Here is a 21,818-nt window from a genome sequence, read left to right as displayed (position 1 = left end):
TTTGTGCATATTAACCATAGAATTATTATCTGTTTTTCGCTTAAATGTAGAAAAAGAAGATTAAGAGGGGGAACTATTTTGGGAAAATCGGACATAGTAATTATTGGTGGAGGGGTCATGGGGTCAAGCATTGCATATAATTTACTGAATGACGGATACACAGGGAAAATTACAATCTTTGAGAAGGATCCGACTTATCAATATGCATCCACACCGCGCAGTGCCGGTGGAATAAGACAGTTGTATACAACAGCGATTAACGTACAAATTAGCAGATACAGTTTAAAAAAATATTTAACCTTTGCGGAAGACATGGCAATTGGTAATGAAAAAGCGGAAATTGATTTGAAACAGCGAGGATATCTTCTATTAGGGAATAAGGAAAATATAAATGATTTAAAAATACAACACAAAATTCAGAGTGAAAATGGCGCTCCTTCTGAACTTTTATCAAAAGAAGAACTGCTTTCGATTATTCCGGAATTAAATATTGATGATTTGGAAGGAGGACTATTTTGTCGTGAAGATGGCTATTTAGACCCTTATTCGGTATTACAAGGATATGCACGTAAAACAAGACAACTGGGTGGTCAGTATGTGTACGAAGAAGTGGACACAATTCTTACGGAAGGCAATAAGATTTCAGGGGTCCGACTGAAAAACGGGGTTGTCTACAAATCGCCCATTGTTATTAATGCGGCAGGTGCCTGGGCGTCGACTTTAAGTGAAAAAATCGGACTTCCCATTCCGGTCATTCCATTAAAAAGACAGATTACACAATTTGATATTGCAGTTCCATTAAAAAAGAAACTCCCGTTAACAATTGATGTAACAGGTGTTTATTTTCGCCACGAGGGAGAGCAATTGATTGTTGGTTATGCCGAAGAGGTGGAACCGGGAATAGACTTTACTTGGTCACGTTCACTTTTTTTAGAACAGCTATGGCCAATTTTAAGTCATAGGGTATCCAATTTTGAACAGGCAAAAATTATTCGTGGTTGGGCAGGGCTTTATGACCACAATACAAAAGATCAAAACGCCATTATTGGGGAACATCCTGAGTTAACCGGATATTATTTAGTTTGTGGATTCAGCGGTCATGGTATGCAACAAGCACCGGCAATCGGTAAAGGAATGTCAGAATTAATTAGGGAAGGCAGGTATAGGACGGTTGATTTATCCCCCTTGTCCTATGAGCGATTTAAGCGAAATGAACTGATTGTAGAAGAAGGAATTTATTAAACATTTGAAGGGAGTGAGGAAAATACTATTTTTAAACCAATCCGATATGAAAAAAATTATTACAATGAAAGATGCCATTGATTCCATTGATGAAGCATACAAATTATATGAGAAGAAAGAATTTTTGATGCCACAGCGGATGCAAGTCTCAAACAATTTGAATACTCTTCTTTTAATGCCCTGTTTTATTAATCAAGCGATTGGTACAAAAATTGTTACCGTATTTCCTCAAAATACACCATTACCGACACTTCATAGTTTAGTTATTTTAAATAATCCAAGAACAGGGGAAATACAAGCAATTATGGATGGATCTTTTTTAACGGGATTTCGAACAGGTGCCATTGGCGGTTCAGCCATCCGCCATTTAGCCGCGGAGACAGCAACTAAATTAGCTATTATCGGAACAGGGGTTCAAGGACTGTACCAAGCAATAGCCGCTTGTACGGAAAGACGAATGACGGATATTTATTTGTTTAACAGAACACGTGATAAGATTCCGCAGTTTAAAAAGGAATTACAAAAATGGATTGGTACAGATATTCGTATTCATACAGTATTACATGCAGAAGATGCAGTAAAAGAAGCGGATATCATTATCACAGCAACAAACTCTTATGAACCCGTTCTTCCTGATAAACAGGAATTATATAAAAATAAAATTGTGATAGGGATTGGGTCCTTTCAAAAAGAAATGCAAGAATTCCCCGATGCATTGTATAAAACGGCTGAACACCTTTTTGTTGATAGTGAGGATGCAATAAAAGAAACCGGTGATATTATCATTCCACTTCAAAAGAAATTGATTCACAGAGACTCGATTATCCATATGTCAAATTATATCGTAAACAAAGAAAAAATAATTCTTAATCGCGAAAAAAGTATTGTTTTTAAATCAACAGGAATGGCGCTGTTTGATATCGTAGTCGCTAATTTTATATATAAAAAAGCGGTAAAAAAGAATATAGGGATCCGTTTAAGTTTCTCTTAATCAAATAAATATTTTTCGTCTCTAGACTTTTCATCAAACAAAAGCAGATTCACCACATTTTGGGATATGTTAAATCATTGGTAAAGAAAGGAGGACATCCATGAATAACAGAAATTTCGTCTCCAAAAAGGTTCAATCCATACCGCCTTATGTATTTTCAGATTTTCAAAGAAAGAAAAAAGAACTACAGGCACGTGGTGTAGATGTAATTGATTTAGGAATAGGGGCACCGGATTTACCAACGCCTGATTTTATTTATGATGTTTTGGTGGAAGAGGCGAGGAAATCAGTCAACCATCGTTATTCTCCTTATAACGGAAGTATCGAATTTCGTGAAGCCGTTGCTGAATTTTATGACCGGCATTATGGTGTGAAATTGGACCCTGAGACGGAAATTTTAACATTAATCGGTTCAAAAGAAGGAATTGTCCACCTGATTCAAAGCGTTATTAACCCAGGGGAAAAGGTGATTATTCCCGATCCGGGTTATCCTGTTTATCGCATGGGTGTATACTTAGCAGGCGGTGAATGTATTTCTTTGTATCTAAATAAGGAAAACGGTTACATCCCGGATTATACGTCCTTAACAGAACAAGACAAAAAAGATGCGAAATTAATGTTTCTTAATTACCCGAGTAACCCGACTGCAGCAACAGTAGATTTACCGGTATTTCAAGAAGCAGTTCAATTTGCAAAGGAGAATCAAATTTTACTTGCGCATGATGCAGCTTATGACCTTGTTACATTCGGTGAATATAAGTCACCAAGTATACTTCAAGTTCCGAATGCAAAAGAATATGCGGTTGAATTTGGTTCACTATCTAAAAGTTTCAATATGACCGGCTGGCGAATTGGCTATGTTGTTGGTAACCAAGAGGTGATTAAGGCTCTTGCAACATTAAAAAGCAACATGGACACCAGTCAGTTTATACCTATTCAAAAAGCAGCAGCTGCAGCACTTCGAAGTGATTTAACCATCGTCAGGAAAAACAATTTAATTTTTGAAAAGAGAATGGAAAAACTTCATCAGGCATTAAATGGGATTGGATTATTGACTGATAAACCAAAAGGCTCCATTTTTCTTTGGGTAAAAGTTCCGGATGGTTACACTTCATCATCTTTTGCTAATCGACTACTTGAAGAAACAGGAATAATCGTCACACCCGGATCTGCTTTTGGTAATGGGGGTGAAGGATATATAAGGATCTCATTATCCGTAAAAGAAGAAAAACTGGATGAGGTCATTCGGCGTTTTAAAACACTAGTTTTCTAGAAACCAAGATAAGAGTTGAACCAATCGGGTACATGTGGGCAGCCCGTCCCCAAACTATCTCTTTGGAAACTCGAAAATCCTGAGGTTGGGTTCTTGACTCGCCGTTAAGGTGGGGTAAAAAAGTTGCTTTGATTTTTTTAAAAAAAGATTAATTGGGAGGAATGCAATTATGAAACAAATGGATACAAAAACATTGGCCAACTATATTAACGGAGAATGGATGGAGGCAGAACATACCGCACCGGTTATAAATCCTGCAACCGGAGAAGAAATTGCTAAAGTTCCGCTTTCCAGTGAACAACATGTGGAAAAAGCAGTTCAAGCAGCAAAGAAGGCACAAAAGGAATGGGCGCTTGTCCCGGCTCCTCAACGTGCAGAAGTTCTTTACCGGACCGGTACCTTATTAAGGGAGCAAAAAGAAAGATTAGCCCGATTATTAACTATGGAAAATGGAAAAGTCTTGGAAGAAGCAAGAGGAGAAGTGCAAGAAGCAATAGACATGGCATTTTATATGGCCGGTGAAGGGAGAAGACTATTTGGCCAGACGACACCGTCGGAATTAAAAGATAAGTTTGCGATGAGTGTGCGGGTTCCCGTTGGTGTAATAGGCATTATAACACCATGGAATTTTCCGATTGCCATTGCTTCTTGGAAATCTTTTCCGGCAATCGTCGCCGGAAATGCAGTGGTTTGGAAACCGGCAACAGAAACACCAATGATGGCCTATGAGCTGACAAAAATTCTAGAAGAAGCCGGTTTACCAAAAGGAGTGATGAATTTAGTATTCGGTTCGGGTTCAACTGTTGGGGATGCAATGGTACACCACCCGAATATTCAAGTCATTTCTTTTACCGGTTCCAATGAAATCGGTCGCAACATTGCTGCTGAATGTGGAAGACAGCTCAAAAAAGTTTCTTTGGAAATGGGTGGAAAAAATGCGGTCATTGTCATGGATGATGCGGATCTCGAATTGGCAGCGGATGGAATCATTTGGAGTGCTTACGGGACGAGTGGGCAACGCTGTACCGCATGCAGCCGAGTCATTGTTCATGAGAAAGTAAAGGTTGAATTGGAAGCGAGATTGCTTGCAAAAATTAAACATTTAACGGTCGGTAACGGGCTAAATGAGGAGGTAAAAGTCGGTCCAATTATTAATAAACGAGGAATTGAAAAAATTAAACGGTATATTGAGATTGGTGTAGAAGAAGGAGCAAGATTGCTGACCGGTGGATATGAACTAATAGAAGGGGATTTGAAAAAAGGAAACTATTTTGCCCCGACTATATTTACAGATGTTAAAGGAACGATGCGAATTGCTCAAGAAGAAATCTTCGGTCCGGTTGTATCGCTAATACCCGTTAAAAGTTTTCAAGAGGCTATTGAGGTCAATAATTGTGTGGAATTTGGCTTGTCCAGTTCAATCTTTACTCAAGATGTAAACAAAGTATTCAGGGCCCAGCGTGATCTAGATACGGGTATTGTTTATGTGAATGCGGGAACAACAGGTGCGGAAATTCATCTCCCGTTCGGAGGGACAAAAGGAACAGGGAATGGACATCGCGACTCAGGTATTCAAGCACTTGATGTCTTTACCGAATGGAGAGCTGTCTATGTGGATTATAGTGGGAAATTACAACGGGCCCAGATTGATGTAGAGTAAGGAAAATCATGGAAATATAGGATAAAAAAAGCCCTTGATAAAGGGGATAATCCAACAGACTGTCAGGTGAAAAATACTTAAACCTTAGTCAAGGGCAATTTCTTTAATTGGGGTTCCCGGTTACCTTTGATGTCTGCCATTCGTTTAAAAGATAACCTCAGAAGTTACTTATATTTTTTCAATAAATAAATATTTTGGAAAAACAATTAAAAAGGAGGACAAACAACGAGTTAATCTTTTGTTTGGAGGAGATATTTTGAAAAAGTTCATCCAAAGCTCTGATATCTTAAAATTAATAAAGGATGGAGATACATTACTTGTTGGTGGTTTTGGCTTGTCCGGTACACCCCTGACCTTGATTGATGAAATAGCTTCGTCATCCTTAAAAAACTTAACAGTTGTCAGTAATAATCTGGGAGAGCCGGGAAAAGGTCTTGGAAAACTTCTTCTCTCCGGTTGTTTGAAAAAAGCGGTTGGATCGTATTTTACAACAAACAGGGATGCAATAAAAGCATGGAAAGAAGGTCACCTCGAAATTGAGTTAATTCCACAGGGGACACTTGCGGAAGCGATTAGATGTGGTGGTGCCGGAATAGGCGGATTTTATACAAAAACGGCACTCGGAACCAAAATAGGTGAAGGTAAGGAAGTAAAAGAGATTGATGGTGAAAAATATATTTTGGAAAAAGCAATCAAAGGAGATGTTTCTTTAATAAAGGCAATGAAAGCGGACACCCTTGGTAACTTGGTCTACGAATATACGGCGAGGAATTTTAATCCTGTTATGGCAACAGCAAGTAAAATTGTTATTGCTGAAGTTGATGAAATTGTTGAGGCAGGAACTTTGTCACCTTATGAAATTGTCACGCCACATGTTTATGTAGACTATGTGGTGGCCAGTCACTATGTGAAGGTAGGAGGTGTGTACGTTGAGTCAATCAGCCCGGATTAAGATTGCCAAAAGAATCGCGCAAGAATTATCCGATGGGGAGATAGTTAATCTGGGGGTCGGTATCCCCACATTGATTCCGGATTATTTAGGAGATAAAAAGGTTTATTTACAATCAGAAAATGGTCTTCTAGGGATGGGTCCGACTCCGGAACCGCAGCAAGTAAATATGGATTTAATCAGCGCAAGTAAGAAACCGATTACAATGGAAATAGGTGCTTCTTTATTCGATAGTTCCGACTCCTTTGTGATGATTCGCGGGGGGCATATTGATGTTGCAGTGCTGGGAATCCTTCAAGTGGATGAATTTGGTGAAATCGCCAACTGGTCCGTACCGGGAAAAGACGTCCTTGGTGTCGGCGGAGCAATGGATCTCGTTGCCGGAGCGAAAAAAATTATTCTTGCCTCAACACATCAGGCTAAAGACGGTAGCCCGAAATTAGTAAAAAAGCTTACATATCCTACGAGCGGTGGAAAAAAAGCTAATATGCTTGTAACAGAGCATGCGGTATTTACGTTCTCAAATAAAGGAGTGGAGCTTGTAGAGATATTAAGCGATATCAGTTTAGAAGAATTACAAAAAATCACAGGCGCAAATTTTACAATTAGCCAAGAATTAATAAGAAATTAGAACCTAATTTTACCGGCATGCACAGTTATAAAGGGTTTTTTTGATAGTGAAAATTGTTTGGGAATCAGCCCTTAACAGCTCATTCCATACATATTCGGGGAGGTTTACCAATGGAACGTGTTACGGTTGTAGGGGCAGGTGTCATGGGAAAGGGAATTGCCTATGCATTTGCCATCTCAAACTTTCAAGTGGTTTTAAATGATATTCGTTTAGAAGCACTTCAAAAGGCAGAAGCGGATATTAATCAATTGCTTAACGATAGTTTCCAAAAAGGTTTTTTGTCCGAGGTCCAATATGCCCGGGCTAAGGAGAACCTACAGTACGATATGGAATTAGCCTCAGCGGTAAAGGATGCTGATTTAGTTGTAGAAGCTGTTATAGAAAGAATGGATATAAAGGCGGATGTATTTCAAAAACTTGATAAATTATGTAAGTCAGATGCTGTTTTAGCAACGAATACTTCAACAATGAGTCCAACAGAAATAGGCGCCCAAACGTCAAGACCGGATAAAGTGGTTGCCATGCATTTCTTTAACCCTGTCCATAAAATGAAACTGATTGAAATTGTTCGCGGTTTAGAAACATCAGATGAAACCGTTCAATTCGCAAAAGAAGTCGCAACAAAATTAAAAAAAGAATATGTTGAGGTCAATGAATTTCCCGGATTTGTCACTTCTCGAATGAATTGCCTTGTTGGAAATGAAGCAATGAATATGCTGATGGAAGGTGTAGCCAGTGCCAAGGATATCGACAAAGCCATCAAGCTTGGCTTAAATCATCCGATGGGTCCGCTTGAATTAGCCGATCTTGTGGGATTAGACACACGCCTTCGAAATATGGAGTATTTATATCAAACATTAGGGGAAAAATATCGTCCTTCTCCTATTCTTGTAAAATATGTAAAAGCGGGAAGACTAGGAAGAAAGAGTGGGAGAGGTTTTTATGAATACAACTGAACCATCAAACCATTATGAGTGCATTGAAATTAAAATTGAAAAAGGAATATTCCGGCTTATCATAAATCGTCCTGAAGTTCGTAACGCACTGGATAATAACATGCTCGCTGAAATCGATACGGCTCTTGATGAGGCAAAACAAAATGATGAAGTAAAAGTTTTAATAATAGAAGGTGCAGGTGGAAAATCATTTGCCGCCGGTGCAGATATAAAGCAATTGCATGCCAGGAAACCTTTAGAAGCTCTTATCCCCGGAATGCAAGGATTATATTCGAAAATAGAAAATTTCCCAAAAGTTACAATTGCTGTTGTTAATGGCTATGCACTGGGCGGGGGATGCGAATTAGCAATGGCTTGTGATATCCGGATTGCATCGAATAAGGCGAAATTTGGTTTACCGGAACTGAACTTGGGGATTATCCCGGGCGCCGGCGGTACACAACGGCTGGCCCGTTTAGTCGGGAAAAGTCGTGCCCTCGACATGATTTTAACTGGGAGAATAATAGACGGTGAGGAGGCGGAACGAATAGGTTTAGCAAACTATTATGTACATGAGGAAGAACTCCATTCAAAAGTGGCTGAAATTGCCGAAAAAGTGATAAAAAAAGGACCAATTGCCGTTCAACTTGCCAAATATGCCGTTCATAAAGGATTTGACATTGATACCGATACAGCACTGTGGCTAGAAAAATTATCACAAGCTGTTGCATTGGGAACGGAAGATAAACAGGAAGGAACATTAGCATTTATAGAAAAGCGGGAAGCAAACTTTAAAAATAGATAAATATTTTTTTACGGGAGGAGAAAACACATGGATTTCCAATTACCTGAAGAAATTGAATTTTTAAGAGAGAATATTCGTAAATTTGTTAAAGAAATAGTAGATCCGAGAGCGATGGAAATTGAAGAAAATGATGAAATTCCTGCAGATATCGTTAATCAATCAAAAGAAATGGGGCTTTTTGGCCTTAGTATTCCTGAAGAGTACGGCGGTTTAGGCCTTGATATGGTTGGAAAATGTGCAATTTATGAAGAATTGGGAAAAACACATAATGGATACACAACATTAATTGGTGCCCATACGGGAATTGGTACTGTCGGGATTGTTGAGCTCGGGACAGAGGAACAAAAGCAGAAATATTTACCGAAGATGGCATCGGGGGAATGGATCGGTGCATTTGCATTAACTGAACCGGAAGCAGGCTCAAATGCTGCCAACCTGAAAACGACAGCAGTAAAACAAGGAGATAAATATATTATCAACGGTTCAAAACATTATATTACCAATGCAGTTGAGGCGGATGTTTTTACGGTTATGGCTGTCACTGATCCGGCTAAAGGGGCAAAAGGAATTACCTCTTTTATTGTTGAAAAAGATTTTCCTGGATTTGTATTAGGCAATGTGGAAAGAAAAATGGGCTTAAGAGGCTCTCATTCAGCAGAGTTATTTTTTGAAAATATGGAAGTTCCGGTCGAAAATGTTCTTGGAGAAGAAGGGCAAGGGTATGTGAATGCATTAAAAATATTGGCAAACGGTCGTGCCGGTCTTGCTGCAAGAAACCTCGGTTCCTGTGAAAAACTATTGGAATATTGCCTTTCTTATGCAAATGAGCGAAAACAGTTTGGAAAACCAATTATTGAAATTCAGGCCGTTCAACATATGTTAGCGGAAATCAGTATGATGATTGAAGTGTTAAGGTCGATGACGTACCGGGTGGCTTGGATGACTGACCAAAAACAACGGGTGGTAAAAGAAGCGGCCATTGCAAAACTGTATGGATCGGAAGTCTATAATAAAGTGGCGGATTTGGCCGTACAAATTCATGGCGGAATCGGCTATATGAAAGATTATCCAATTGAAAGATATTACAGAGATGCCCGCATCACAAAAATATATGAAGGTACCTCAGAAATTCAGCGCAACATCATTGCCAATGAATTATTAAGAGAGTTTAGAAGACGGGGGTAAAGGAAATGGTAGATTCGTATATCATTGGTTCTGTTCGTACTGCAATTGGAAAACTTGGGGGTACATTGAAAGATGTAACCGTCGATTTACTTGCTGAGAAGGTTATTCGAGAGGTTTTATATCGATATGGAAAAGAGGTGGAAGTGGACGAGGTCATCTTAGGTCAAGCAAAACAAAGTGCCGACACATCGAACTTAGCTCGGTTAGCTGCATTACGTGCGGAGTTGCCTGTCACCGTGACCGGGTATACTGTTCACCGTCAATGCGGTTCAGGACTGCAAGCCATTAATAATGCACATATGCAAATCATGCTCGGTTTATCTCATGTGATTATTGCCGGTGGAGCGGAAAGTATGAGTACTGCACCTTATTATTTGCGTCATGCCAGATTTGGGTACCGTGCCGGAAACGGTGAATTACTTGATCCAAATACAGAAAGTCAGCCTTGTTCACAACCAAGGGAGAAATATGGAAACTTAACAATGGGACTTACTGCAGAAAACTTAGCGGAAAAATATCGTATTTCCCGTGACGAGCAAGATGAATTTGCCCATCGCAGCCAAATTTTAGCCGACCGGGCAATTAAAGAGGGACGATTTAAAGATGAAATTGTACCTTTTGAAATAAAGAATAGAAAAAATACAATATTGTTTGAAGTTGATGAACACCCCAGATTAACATCAACAGAAAAATTAAGACAGCTTCCCGCAGTGTTTAAACAAGACGGTTCGGTAACGGCAGGAAACTCAAGCGGAAGAAATGATGGTGCGGCTGCAATTTTAATGATGAGTGGAGAAAAAGTGAAGCAATATGGACTGAAACCTAAGGCAAAAATCATTGCACAAGCCGTAAGTGGGGTATCCCCGGAAATCATGGGAATCGGACCTGTTGAATCGACAAGGAAAGCCTTAAAACAATGTGGGTTAACTTTGGCAGATATCGGTTTAATCGAATTAAATGAGGCATTCGCAGCCCAAGCTTTAGCCGTCATCAAAGAACTGGATTTGAACGTGGATAAAGTCAATGTTAACGGTGGAGCGATTGCACTCGGACACCCGATAGGTGCTACAGGTGCGATTTTAATGACAAAATTGCTGTATGAAATGGAGAGAAGAGGAGAAAAGTACGGTCTAGTCACACTTTGCATTGGTGGAGGGCAAGGAATTACAACTGTTGTAGAATCATTATATTAATATAATAAGATTGCCGGAAATTCCATTGTTTATAAGCTCCAATAAATTTACGGGAGGTTTTCTATGTGTGAAATCCATATTCTCCAAATTCTGCCCATGTATCATGTTCATGGTGAAGAAATTTTAAAAAGGAGTGCCAAAGTAACGAAATTTGTTACATTTAATGAACAGGAAATTATTCGGTTTTTACATGACAATGAGGATGTTGATGGAATCATCTTGCGCGCGCCTGCAAAAATTACCCGAGCAATCATTGATGCGTGTAAAAATGTTAAGGCAATCTCAGGGGCAGGTGTTGGTTTAGATAATATTGATGTGGACTATGCGACGAAAAAAGGTATTCCTGTACTACATGCACCTAAATTAAATAGTCAGGCAACTGCTGAACATACGGTATGTTTAATTTTGGCAACAATGAAAAATCTCATTCAATTTCATCAAGAAACTAAAAAAGGGAATTTCAATTTCCGTGATGGTCAATTTACTTATGAAGTGAAGGGAAAAACACTTGGATTAGTTGGTTTCGGTACCATTGCCCAAAAAGTTGCGAAAATTATGCGTGTTGGTTTTGATATGGAAGTGATTGCCTATGTCCGTGAAATGAACCAAAAAAAGATGGAAATAGCAAAATCTTTGGATTTGAAACTAACAACATCAATTCATGAAGTATTTAAAGAAAGCGATATTGTTAGCTTGCATATTCCATTAACCAACGATACGAGGAACATGATAAACAAGGAATTTTTCCATATGATGAAGCCAACTGCTGTACTTATTAATACAGCAAGAGGCGGAATCATAAATGAAATCGATTTATATGAAGCACTAAAAGAGAAAAAAATCTTTCGAGCGGGAATTGATGTATTTTCTGAAGAGCCCCCGAATAAAAATCACCCATTTTTTGAATTGGATGAAGTAATTATGACTCCTCATATGGGGGGAATAAGTGTTGAAGCTGCAAGGAAGACTTCAGAAATTATTGCGGAAAATTTAATAAAAACGATAAAAGGGGAAAAACCGTCTACAATGGTTAATTATAACCAATTGTTTGGATAATCCGGTTCGAAATTAATGATACTTAAGTTTTCCCGAATATCATTGCAACTGAAAGAAAATCGAATATTAACTCGCAAGGTGGGTTTATAATGAAACGTTTGAAAATAGCTTTAATACCTGGTGATGGTATTGGAAAAGAAGTTCTTCAGGAGGGTGTAAAAGTATTAAAAACAATTGATAAAATCGATAATAACTTATTTTTTGAATTTGAAGAGTTCCCTTGGGGCTGTGATTACTATGTTAAGAACGGAAAAATGATGGACGATAATGGTTTGGAACAATTAAAAGATTTTGATGCAATTTATCTTGGTGCAGTGGGTCATCCGAGCGTCCCGGACCATGTGTCATTATGGGACTTGTTGTTAAAAATTCGAAAAGGATTTGATCAGTATGTCAACTTAAGGGAGATAACGTTATTAAATCAATCATTAACACCATTAAAGGATAAAAGTGAAGAAGATATTGACTTTCTTGTTATTAGAGAGAATAGTGAAGGTGAGTATGCCGGCGTTGGTGAATGGATGAATAAAGGAACCCCGGAAGAAGTTGTGTTGCAAACCAGTGTTTTTTCTCGAAAGGGCACGGAACGAATTATTCGTTATGCTTTTGAAGAAGCACGACGCCAAAAAAAATCGTTGACGAGTATCAGTAAGGGAAATGCATTGAATTATTCAATGGTATTTTGGGATCAAGTGTTCAATGAAATTAGTCAGGAATATCCGGACGTAAAAACGTACTCGTATTTAGTTGATGCCGCGAGTATGTATTTTATAAAGGAACCTGAAAGATTTGAAATTGTTGTAACGACCAATTTGTTTGGCGATATTCTTACAGATTTGGGTGCTGCCATTACTGGAGGGCTTGGTCTTGCTGCTGGTGCAAATATTAATCCGGAAAGGCAATTTCCACCAATGTTCGAACCCATTCACGGTTCCGCACCTGATATTGCCGGGAAAGGTATTGCGAACCCGCTTGCCGCAATTTGGTCTGTTGCTCAAATGATGGAATATTTTCATGAAGGTAATTGGAAAGATTATATTATTGAATCCATAAGAGTCCTATTAAAAGAAGGAAGGTACTTAACGAGGGATTTAGGTGGGAAATCTCTTACAACTGAAACAGGAGATCGATTGATAGAAATATTGACTCAGATGGTAACGGAGAACAAAAGTAAGTGAAACTCCATCAGTGGGGGTTTTCTTCCCCACTGATGGTTAGTTGAACCAATTGGATGGGCATATGAATAAACCATTGTTTTAAAAAAGATATGAAATAATAAACCCAATTGAAAGTAAGAATCCGAAATAGGTATTGGTTTGGGCGGTTGCTTTCATTGCCGGCATCATTTCAATGGGAATCGTCTTTCCAATAAATTTTTTTACTGCCTGATAAGCTTTTGGTGAACTGAGAAAGACAACAAGTAACCATGGAGATAAATCTGCAAATAAAATTAGTGCAAGAATCCATAAATAAGAAATAAGAAAAGCAACTGCCAGTATTTTGATGGCATTTTCCCGTCCGACCAGAATCGGCAAGGTTTTTCGACCATGTTCTTTGTCTCCGTTCAGATCACGAATATTATTCGATAGATTAATAGCCCCAATTAAAATCGTAGTCGGGATAGAGACAAGAATACTTGTTGCAGTGATTGTCCCCGTTTGGATATAAAATGAAATCAAGATGATATTTATTCCCATAAATAAACCTGACAACAACTCGCCAAAGGGTGTTGATGAGATTGGTAAAGGTCCGCCGGTATATAAATAACCGATAAGAATGGATACCGACCCGACGAGTGCTACCCACCAACTGCTGTTCATGGAAATATAGACCCCTAATAAAACAGACAGGGCAATTAAAGTAATGGCAAGATTTAAAATTACTTTTGGGTGAACTCCTTCACGAACAATGGTACCGCCAATTCCCACGGACTTTTCGTTATCCAACCCTCTTTTATAATCATAGTATTCATTAAACATATTTGTAGCGGCTTGAATTAATAAACTGGCAATTAGCATGGCAAGAAACAGATCGAATTTGATTGGCGTTATTTCATAGGCGATCACCGTTCCTAAAATGACGGGCACAAATGATGCGGTTAATGTATGCGGTCTCGTCAGCTGCCACCATACTTGCCATTCCTTTTTATTAGGATTCAAGTTTGCCTGATTTGACTGAATCCTAGGTTGCATAAAACTCTCTCCTCTAAAAGAAATATTTTTGAAAAACTTGTGAACATCCCTATCTTCAGTTTATGGATTCGGTACAATTGTGTCAATTAAATAGACAAGTTTTTTCAGCGAATCTGTATGTAATTGTTGGAAATAAGATTATCCGGTAAAGAACATCAGAACATCGGACTTTAGCAGATAATCGAAAAAAGTTTCCGGGGAAATAGAATGATCATAAACTCACAATATTAAATGGAAGTATCAAATTTAAGAGATAGATTCTAAAAGCAAATCACGTAGAAAACCGGGATCAGTATAGTAAAAACGTGCAATTTTAATAAAAGGATAAAAGTTCAAGAAATATCCCTCATAAAAATGAAAAAATAAGATGGAAATCAAATTTTGCTCTTCCCCGGGTTAATCCCGTGGAAAAATGGGATAAGTTTGGTAAAATAAATATGGACATTTTGTTAAAATATCCAATAAATTTTCGTGAATACAGTTAAAGAAGGAGGATTATAATGGCGAGAGAATGGATTCGTGAACGGGAATATGAAGATATTATTTATGAAACCTATAATGGCATTGCCAAAATTACGATCAATCGTCCGGAAGTTCGAAATGCTTTCCGACCAAAAACTGTTACAGAAATGATTGACGCATTCAGTTATGCCCGTGATGATTCGAAAATCGGGGTGATTATTTTAACCGGTGCCGGCGATAAAGCATTCTGTTCCGGCGGTGATCAAAAGGTCCGTGGGGATGGAGGATATGTCGGTGAAGATAATATTCCACGCCTGAATGTTTTGGATTTGCAACGGCTAATCCGTGTAATTCCAAAGCCGGTAATTGCAATGGTAGCCGGGTATGCCATTGGTGGCGGACATGTATTACATATTGTCTGTGATTTAACGATTGCTGCAGACAATGCCATTTTTGGACAAACCGGTCCGAAAGTCGGCAGTTTTGACGGCGGATATGGTGCCGGTTATTTGGCCCGAATTGTCGGTCATAAAAAAGCGCGGGAAATTTGGTATTTATGCCGCCAATATAATGCACAGGAAGCACTGGAAATGGGACTTGTCAATACAGTAGTACCGTTAGAACTGTTGGAAGACGAAACTGTGAAATGGTGTGAAGAAATTTTAGAAAAGAGTCCGACAGCTATCCGTTTCTTAAAAGCTGCCTTTAACGCTGATTCTGACGGGTTGGCAGGTATTCAACAGTTGGCAGGGGACGCAACATTATTATTTTACACAACGGATGAGGCAAAAGAAGGTCGGGATGCCTTCAAAGAAAAACGGAAACCGGATTTTGATCAATTCCCGAGATTTCCGTAAAACTCAAGTAGACAAGGGGCTGAACTGAGCCCCTTTAATTTTCATTCTTAAGCATTAAAGTAAAGTCAGGTGGAAAAATGACAGGTTTTCAAACAATTCCGAACTGGTTACGGAAACGGGCATATTTAACTCCGAACCGAGTTGCTGTCCATTTCAATGGTCAAGAAATAACTTTTCAAGCGTTGTACGAAAAGGCAAAAGAAGCAGCGGAAAAAATCCATAGTGCCGGAGTGCAAAAAGGTGACCATGTTGCGGTTTTACTAAAGAATCATCTAGATATGGTCGTTATTCTTCATGCTTTACAATTGCTTGGTTGTCCGGCCGTTTTATTAAACGGTCGGCTTCAAGCGAATGAACTGATTTTTCAAATTACAGACAGTCGTGCACAATATTTAATTAGTGAAGCGGATTTCACGGACCAATGTTCAGCAATAGAATCATTTTGTTCTAAGCCGATACTATGGATTGAAAAATTTCATCATTATGGAAGGATGTCCTTTGAAGAAGTGGCTGATTTTCCGTTTGATGAGGTTTGCACCATTATGTATACATCGGGAACAACAGGCAAACCTAAAGGGGTTTTGCAAACTTACGGGAATCATTGGTCAAGTGCAATTGGCTCTGCATTGAATTTAGGTTTACAGGAAAACGATGCCTGGTTGACTGCTGTACCGCTTTTCCATATTAGCGGTTTTTCCACTTTAATTCGAAGTGTTTTATACGGGATTCCGATTGTATTGTTTGAAAAATTTGAGGAGGAAAAAATTAATCAAGCATTAGTTGACGGAAAAGCAACAATCATGTCAGTGGTAAGCACTATGCTCCAACGAATGATTCAGCAACTTGGCAGCCGAAATTATCATCCTTCATTTCGTTGTATGTTGACCGGTGGGGGACCGGTTCCGTTGAGCCTTTTAGAAACATGTAATCAGAAAAATATTCCCGTTTTTCAGACCTATGGATTAACGGAAACCTCCTCACAAATTGTTACGTTGGCACCGGAAGATAGTATTAGAAAACTTGGTTCTGCCGGTAAGCCATTATTTTTTAGTGATATTCGCATTGAAAAAGATGGCGAAATTGCCTCGCCTAATCAAGTAGGGGAAATTGTTGTCAAAGGCCCGAATGTGACAAAGGGATATTTTAATCGAAATGAAGCGAATCAAACAAGTTTTACAAAAGATGGTTGGTTTCATACCGGGGATATCGGTTATTTGGATGAAGAAGGATTTTTGTTTGTTTTAGATCGACGTTCGGATTTAATTATTTCCGGTGGCGAAAATATTTATCCTTCTGAAATTGAGAACGTGATTCATAGACATCCTGCCATAAAAGAGGTCAGTGTGGTCGGAATGGAAGATTCTTTTTGGGGACAAATTCCGGTGGCATTTTTTGTCGCAAAAGATGGCTGTCAAGTGACAAATATCGAGTTGGAGGAATTTTGTGTAAAAAAATTAGCAAAGTATAAAGTTCCAAAGCGGTGGATTGAATTGGATGAAATACCGAAAAACGCAGCGAATAAAGTCCTTCGCAGAGTGTTAAAAGAAAAGCTTAACAATAAAAAGGTCTCCCGGGAATAATAATTTCTCCGGGGACCTTTTTGAGTGCTAATTGGACTATTCATTTAATGCTGTTTTCAATGTTTCCAAGTTTTTCTCCATTAATGAGAAATAATCTTCACCGTTTTTCAGATCATTTTCAGTCAAAACCGATAAATTATGAATCGGTAGTGTTGAAATATTTGTTTCAGATTGAATCACATCAACAAGTTTATTGTGGACATTTTGTTCCACGAGAATATATTTCAATTGATTGGCTTTTACTTCATCGACTATTGCCATTAATTGCTTTTGCGTCGGTTCTTGAGAAGTAGATATGCCGGAAATATTGAGTTGTTCGAGTCCGTAGCGTTCTTCCCAATATCCGTAGGCTGCATGGGAAACAATAAATTTTTTCACTTTTGCCTGGTTGGCAACTTCTGTAAATTGTTTATTTAACTGTTCCAACTGAGTTTTTAATGATTCGAAGTTTTTTTCAAACGTTTCTTTTTGTTCGGGCATTTTTTCTATTAAGTTCTCTTTAATTGCATTGGCCAACTCAATGGAATAAACTGGGTCTAACCATATATGAGGGTCCACGCCGCCATGATCATGTCCATGCTCTTCATCTTCTGAATGTTCTGCATGATCTGAATGCCCGTTGTCATTTTCATGTGTTGCCAGATGAACTTGTTCCCCAACCGGAACAACCTTAACTCCTTCTTCTTTTAAAATCGGTTGTGCTTTTTTAACAAATCCTTCAAGGTTATATCCGATTGCAAAAAATAAATCGCCATTCGCCATGTCAATAATTTCTTTTTGTGTCGGTTCATAGGAATGTTCATCAACACCGGGCGGATAGATGGATTGAACATCAACATAATCACCGCCAATTTTTTTCGTAAAGTCAGCCAACGGGAATACGGTCGTGTAAACGGAAATTTTTCCATCTGATTTTGTGTCGGCAGAGTTTGTTTTATTTTCTGGTCCACAACCATTTAAAATAACGGTAAAAATAAAAGTGAGTGTGAGAATAGCTAATTTTCCTTTACCCATAAATTCCTCCTTAAATAATTGGTGATTTATAAATCGGAATAATTACGATTTAGTTTCTAAGATAAATCGTATTCATTACGATTTAGCATATTAATATCATAATTTATTTTTTTCCATTATGCAAGAAAAAATTTGAAAAAGAAACTTGGGTCTTGATGGTTAAGTTGAACCCCCACCTATTTTTTTGTAAACTCGAAAATCTTGGGGCGGGTTTACTGCCCGTTAAGGTGGGAAACTTTTTTCTTTATTTCTCAACTTTTTTCATATTTGGGTTCGAATTCTTTTCGTTCGCATCTCCTTTTTTAGACCGAAACGACCATTCAAGTGGAACGGGGTCGATACCACCGGGATGGAGAGGGTGGCATTTTAAAATTCGTTTGACCGTTAAATAGCCGCCTTTTAATACGCCGAATCGCTGAATTGCTTCCAAACCGTATTGGGAGCAAGTAGGATAAAATCGACAGCTTGGTGGTGTCGCCGGGGAAATAAATTTTTGATAGAAACGAATGAGCCCGATAAATATGTTTTTTAACATTGTTTGCTTCATCCTTTTTGGGAAATGTTCAAATTATATCTATAGCTTGTTCAAAGTAATTGTTTTAAAATAAAGTTATGGAGAATTAAGGATTGCTTAGTAAAAATTTCCTAATTCTCTAATATGATTTTTTTATTTGCTTTTTTCTTACATAATTGTATCATGTTCTGAAAAAAGTATATAAAGAAATGTGTCATAAATAAGGAGGAATTATTATGAACGCAGAATTAAAACAAAATATGAACAAATTGGTTGCGGATTTAAATGTCCTTTATATGAAAATTCATCACTTCCATTGGTTTGTGAAAGGCCCGAACTTCTTTACTTTACATGCAAAATTTGAAGAACTGTATAATGAAGTAACCGAACATAACGACAGTATTGCTGAACGGTTATTGCAATTAAATGAAAAACCAATTTCCACATTAAAAGAATGTCTCGATCTTGCTACAGTGAAAGAAGCAAGTAAAGTCGGAACCGATGTTGAAATGGTGGAAGAGCTTGTTAACGATTTAGAAACGATAGACAAGGAATTAACAGCTACAATGGAATTGGCCGGTGATGATGAAGGAACCGCCGATTTATTACTGGGAATCAGTGAAAGCTTCCAAAAACATATTTGGATGTTTAAAGCTTTTTTAGGAAAATAAGCAAATGACAAAGGCTGTTATTGGTAATATGTATTGTTATTACCAATAACAGCCGTTTTTATTAATGAATATATGTATCCTTGTCATGAATTGAGCCTAATTGTTGATCTTGGACTAGTTTTTCTCGCAATTTATAGGCTATATATGTACCGGTTATTTGATAAAGTTCCTGCTGATTCAGCTCGGAAAGAATGTTTAACATATCTTGTTTGGATAATTCCTGCATGATCGAACTTACTAAAATCTCGATATCTTCGTCGTCAGCAGTCAATTTCTTTTTGTAAAAATCATATAATTCATCGACGAACTTCATGATCCAAAACCTCCTTTATCTGTAATTGGGAGCAATCATCGAACAAACAATCTGTCAGCCTTACTACCTATATTTTATATCTATATGTAAAAATAAACAAACTTATAACACCATTTAAAGAAAACTCGGCAGTCGCCGAGTTTTCTTGATTATAATTCTTTAATCCAACCGAATTTATCTTCAATTTTACCGTAATGGAAACCGGTCATTGTTTCATATAATTTTTTGGCAAATTCGCCGGTTTCAAAATGATTGATCGTCATCACATGTTCTTCCCATTTTAGTTCTCCCACCGGTGAGATGGTTGCAGCCGTTCCTGTACCGAATACTTCCTCCAGTTGTCCTTTTTGATATGTTTCATAAAGATCATCAATCGAAATTAGTTCTTCATGGAGCGGGATTCCCCAATCATGTACAATTTGGATAACGGAATCACGCGTGACCCCGGGTAAAATACTGCCGTTCAATTTCGGGGTATAAATTTCTCCGTTAATTTTAAAGAAGATATTCATACTTCCAACTTCTTCAATATATTTATTTTCCTTGCCATCGAGCCAAAGTACTTGTTCATAGCCGACCTCGTTTGCTCTTTCTTGGGCCAAAATACTTGCTGCATAATTTCCCGGGGTTTTAACATGACCGACACCGCCCTTAACCGCACGAACATATTCATCTTCCACGTAAATTTTTACCGGATTTAATTGTCCGTCTGAATAATAAGCCCCTACCGGCGACAAGATGATCATAAACTTATAATGGTGTGAAGGCCGAACACCGAGATATGGTTCTGTGGAAATGACAAAAGGCCGTATATATAATGAGGTGCCTTCTTTTTCCGGAATCCAATCTTTTTCCAATTCTACAAGTGTGGTCAAGGCTTCCAATACTAATTCAGAGTCTAATGGTGGAATACATAATCTTTTACAAGAAGCATTCAGGCGAGCGATATGTTTTTCCGGTCGGAAAATGACTGAACGCTCATCAATGGTTTTATAAGCCTTTAACCCTTCAAAAACAGCTTGACCATAATGGAAAACAAAAGATGCCGGTGATAATGTAATCGACTCAAACGGTTTGATGATCGGATTTACCCAACCGTTTTCTCCATCAAAATCCATCATGAACATATAGTCTGTAAAGTTTTTACCAAATTGAAGCGTATCCGGGTCCGGTTTTTCTTTTAATTTCTCTGCTTTGATAAAATCAATTTTTGAGACTTGATTCATTTGTTGTCTTCCTTCCTAAATGAAATAAAATCATTCTAAGTTATTTTCAAAAATTATTTGTAATGATAATTTTATAGCTGATTTATTATTTAGTCAATAAATTTTAAAAATTTTAACTTAGGAAATGTGTAATTATTTGATGTAAAACTAGTTATGATATTTGAAAAGGCAAAAATTTGCAGGGAGTGAAAGATTGATGGAAACACAAAAATACTATATAGATATAGTAAATGGTGAAATAAGTAAAAGTGAATTGGATACATATCATTATGTAATCCATGCGGCAGATAGTGATATAAAAAAATTAAGAGAAATATTTAACAATCTTCATCAGGCGAACTTAGCAACGTTTGTCCGTTCACATATCCCTTTTTTAGAATATCATCATGACAGACAGAATGAGATATATGATAATGGAATAAAGGAAATGTATTCGCTGTTGTATGAACTTGGAGACAAGGAAACAAAAAATCATATTCAATCAATGGGCGTTCTAAACAGCGATCATTCGGACCATTTATAGTTTATATGATAAGATGATGTGGATAAGGTTGGAAAGAGGGACAGGAAATGAAGACGTTTCAAGATGTAAATGGAAATACCGTGCACTTATCGTTTTCCAAAAAGGCTTTTGCCATGGAACCAAAACATGTATTGATCATTTGCCGTTATAAAAATCAGTGGTTGTTTACAAGACATAAAAAAAGAGGACTGGAATTTCCGGGTGGTAAGGTGGAACCAGGGGAAACACCCGAAGATGCGGCGATTCGTGAAGTGAAGGAGGAAACCGGGGCAATAATCGATTCTTTACTGTATATTGGTCAATATGAGGTTATTGGCTCAAATGAGCATTTTGTCAAAAACGTTTACTATGCAAAAACTAAAAGCATGGAAAAATATGACCAATATTTTGAAACGGATGGCCCGGTTCTAAGTTCGGCATCATTAACACCTGAAAGTTTAACGGATGAATATAGTTTCATTATGAAAGATGAAGTCATCCAATCATGTATTGCATTTATTAAAGAGAATCATGTACTTTAAGAAATGCCCAGATCGTCCGGATAAA

At 37.9% G+C, this 21,818-nt stretch carries 22 protein-coding genes; 17 read left to right on the top strand and 5 right to left on the bottom strand.

Going from position 1 to position 21,818, the window contains the following annotated elements; translation table 11 throughout:
• Positions 1–75 precede the first annotated feature (75 nt).
• From BT1A1_RS12880 to BT1A1_RS12825, 12 genes are all read left to right on the top strand, one after another.
• Positions 76–1,242 (top strand): NAD(P)/FAD-dependent oxidoreductase, encoded by a 1,167-nt coding sequence (locus BT1A1_RS12880; protein ID WP_152617963.1) that lies wholly within the window; start codon positions 76–78, stop codon positions 1,240–1,242.
• 13 nt (positions 1,243–1,255) lie between these two features.
• Positions 1,256–2,233: an ornithine cyclodeaminase family protein gene (locus BT1A1_RS12875; protein ID WP_152617962.1), complete on the top strand. Its 978-nt coding sequence runs from the start codon at positions 1,256–1,258 to the stop codon at positions 2,231–2,233.
• A 100-nt stretch (positions 2,234–2,333) separates the two neighbouring features.
• Positions 2,334–3,506, top strand: a complete 1,173-nt coding sequence (locus BT1A1_RS12870; protein WP_034771923.1) for an aminotransferase class I/II-fold pyridoxal phosphate-dependent enzyme — start codon at positions 2,334–2,336, stop codon at positions 3,504–3,506.
• A gap of 169 nt (positions 3,507–3,675) precedes the next feature.
• Positions 3,676–5,166: an aldehyde dehydrogenase family protein gene (locus tag BT1A1_RS12865; RefSeq protein ID WP_034771922.1), complete on the top strand. Its 1,491-nt coding sequence runs from the start codon at positions 3,676–3,678 to the stop codon at positions 5,164–5,166.
• 256 nt (positions 5,167–5,422) lie between these two features.
• Entirely contained in the window at positions 5,423–6,118 is a 696-nt protein-coding gene (locus tag BT1A1_RS12860) for a CoA transferase subunit A (protein WP_034771921.1), read from the top strand.
• On the top strand, positions 6,096–6,746 hold the full coding sequence (locus tag BT1A1_RS12855; protein ID WP_034771919.1) for a 3-oxoacid CoA-transferase subunit B: 651 nt from the start codon (positions 6,096–6,098) through the stop codon (positions 6,744–6,746). The genes BT1A1_RS12860 and BT1A1_RS12855 overlap by 23 nt, the downstream gene beginning before the upstream one ends.
• Positions 6,747–6,856: 110 nt before the next feature.
• Complete coding sequence (locus BT1A1_RS12850) at positions 6,857–7,702, top strand: 3-hydroxyacyl-CoA dehydrogenase (RefSeq protein WP_034771917.1); 846 nt, start codon at positions 6,857–6,859, stop codon at positions 7,700–7,702.
• The gene (locus BT1A1_RS12845) at positions 7,689–8,486 is read left to right on the top strand and encodes an enoyl-CoA hydratase/isomerase family protein (RefSeq protein WP_034771915.1); all 798 of its coding nucleotides are present in this window, start codon (positions 7,689–7,691) and stop codon (positions 8,484–8,486) included. Before BT1A1_RS12850 ends, BT1A1_RS12845 begins: the two co-directional genes overlap by 14 nt.
• A gap of 27 nt (positions 8,487–8,513) precedes the next feature.
• Complete coding sequence (locus BT1A1_RS12840; protein ID WP_034771914.1) at positions 8,514–9,671, top strand: acyl-CoA dehydrogenase family protein; 1,158 nt, start codon at positions 8,514–8,516, stop codon at positions 9,669–9,671.
• A 5-nt stretch (positions 9,672–9,676) separates the two neighbouring features.
• Positions 9,677–10,864 (top strand): thiolase family protein, encoded by a 1,188-nt coding sequence (locus BT1A1_RS12835; protein WP_034771912.1) that lies wholly within the window; start codon positions 9,677–9,679, stop codon positions 10,862–10,864.
• A 63-nt stretch (positions 10,865–10,927) separates the two neighbouring features.
• Positions 10,928–11,920, top strand: a complete 993-nt coding sequence (locus BT1A1_RS12830; RefSeq protein ID WP_034771910.1) for a hydroxyacid dehydrogenase — start codon at positions 10,928–10,930, stop codon at positions 11,918–11,920.
• Between the two features lie 89 nt (positions 11,921–12,009).
• Positions 12,010–13,098, top strand: coding sequence for a tartrate dehydrogenase (locus BT1A1_RS12825; protein WP_034771909.1), 1,089 nt, complete (start codon positions 12,010–12,012; stop codon positions 13,096–13,098).
• Between the two features lie 78 nt (positions 13,099–13,176).
• Here the strand turns inward: BT1A1_RS12825 and BT1A1_RS12820 are convergent, their stop codons facing one another.
• Entirely contained in the window at positions 13,177–14,112 is a 936-nt protein-coding gene (locus tag BT1A1_RS12820; protein WP_034771908.1) for a 1,4-dihydroxy-2-naphthoate polyprenyltransferase, read from the bottom strand.
• A gap of 500 nt (positions 14,113–14,612) precedes the next feature.
• Here BT1A1_RS12820 and menB point away from each other — a divergent pair, with 500 nt between their 5' ends.
• Together menB and BT1A1_RS12810 are read left to right on the top strand one after the other, a co-directional pair.
• Positions 14,613–15,431 (top strand): 1,4-dihydroxy-2-naphthoyl-CoA synthase, encoded by an 819-nt coding sequence (gene menB, locus BT1A1_RS12815; protein ID WP_034771907.1) that lies wholly within the window; start codon positions 14,613–14,615, stop codon positions 15,429–15,431.
• Between the two features lie 77 nt (positions 15,432–15,508).
• Positions 15,509–17,011 carry an o-succinylbenzoate--CoA ligase gene (locus BT1A1_RS12810; protein WP_034771906.1) on the top strand — a complete coding sequence of 501 codons (1,503 nt, stop codon included), beginning with the start codon at positions 15,509–15,511 and terminating at the stop codon, positions 17,009–17,011.
• A 36-nt stretch (positions 17,012–17,047) separates the two neighbouring features.
• On the opposite strand, the gene BT1A1_RS12805 is transcribed toward BT1A1_RS12810, so the two are convergent.
• Positions 17,048–18,025: a metal ABC transporter solute-binding protein, Zn/Mn family gene (locus tag BT1A1_RS12805; RefSeq protein WP_034771905.1), complete on the bottom strand. Its 978-nt coding sequence runs from the start codon at positions 18,023–18,025 to the stop codon at positions 17,048–17,050.
• A gap of 244 nt (positions 18,026–18,269) precedes the next feature.
• Positions 18,270–18,560, bottom strand: a complete 291-nt coding sequence (yidD, locus tag BT1A1_RS12800) for a membrane protein insertion efficiency factor YidD (protein ID WP_043988500.1) — start codon at positions 18,558–18,560, stop codon at positions 18,270–18,272.
• A gap of 215 nt (positions 18,561–18,775) precedes the next feature.
• Between yidD and BT1A1_RS12795 the strand changes: the two genes are divergently transcribed.
• On the top strand, positions 18,776–19,210 hold the full coding sequence (locus tag BT1A1_RS12795) for a Dps family protein (RefSeq protein WP_034771904.1): 435 nt from the start codon (positions 18,776–18,778) through the stop codon (positions 19,208–19,210).
• 61 nt (positions 19,211–19,271) lie between these two features.
• Here the strand turns inward: BT1A1_RS12795 and BT1A1_RS12790 are convergent, their stop codons facing one another.
• Both BT1A1_RS12790 and BT1A1_RS12785 read right to left on the bottom strand, forming a co-directional pair.
• Positions 19,272–19,523, bottom strand: coding sequence for a DUF6154 family protein (locus BT1A1_RS12790; protein ID WP_043988499.1), 252 nt, complete (start codon positions 19,521–19,523; stop codon positions 19,272–19,274).
• A gap of 149 nt (positions 19,524–19,672) precedes the next feature.
• Positions 19,673–20,749, bottom strand: a complete 1,077-nt coding sequence (locus tag BT1A1_RS12785) for a branched-chain amino acid aminotransferase (RefSeq protein WP_034771903.1) — start codon at positions 20,747–20,749, stop codon at positions 19,673–19,675.
• A gap of 196 nt (positions 20,750–20,945) precedes the next feature.
• Here BT1A1_RS12785 and BT1A1_RS12780 point away from each other — a divergent pair, with 196 nt between their 5' ends.
• Positions 20,946–21,272, top strand: coding sequence for a hypothetical protein (locus BT1A1_RS12780; protein WP_034771902.1), 327 nt, complete (start codon positions 20,946–20,948; stop codon positions 21,270–21,272).
• Between the two features lie 47 nt (positions 21,273–21,319).
• Positions 21,320–21,793, top strand: a complete 474-nt coding sequence (gene ytkD / locus BT1A1_RS12775; RefSeq protein ID WP_034771901.1) for an RNA deprotection pyrophosphohydrolase — start codon at positions 21,320–21,322, stop codon at positions 21,791–21,793.
• Positions 21,794–21,818 lie beyond the last annotated feature (25 nt).

This window comes from Caldibacillus thermoamylovorans (assembly GCF_000751775.1).
GTDB classification, from domain to species: domain Bacteria; phylum Bacillota; class Bacilli; order Bacillales; family Caldibacillaceae; genus Caldifermentibacillus; species Caldifermentibacillus hisashii.
The sequence above is the reverse complement of the archived record's forward strand: the minus strand, read 5'-3'. Positions and strand labels throughout refer to the sequence as shown.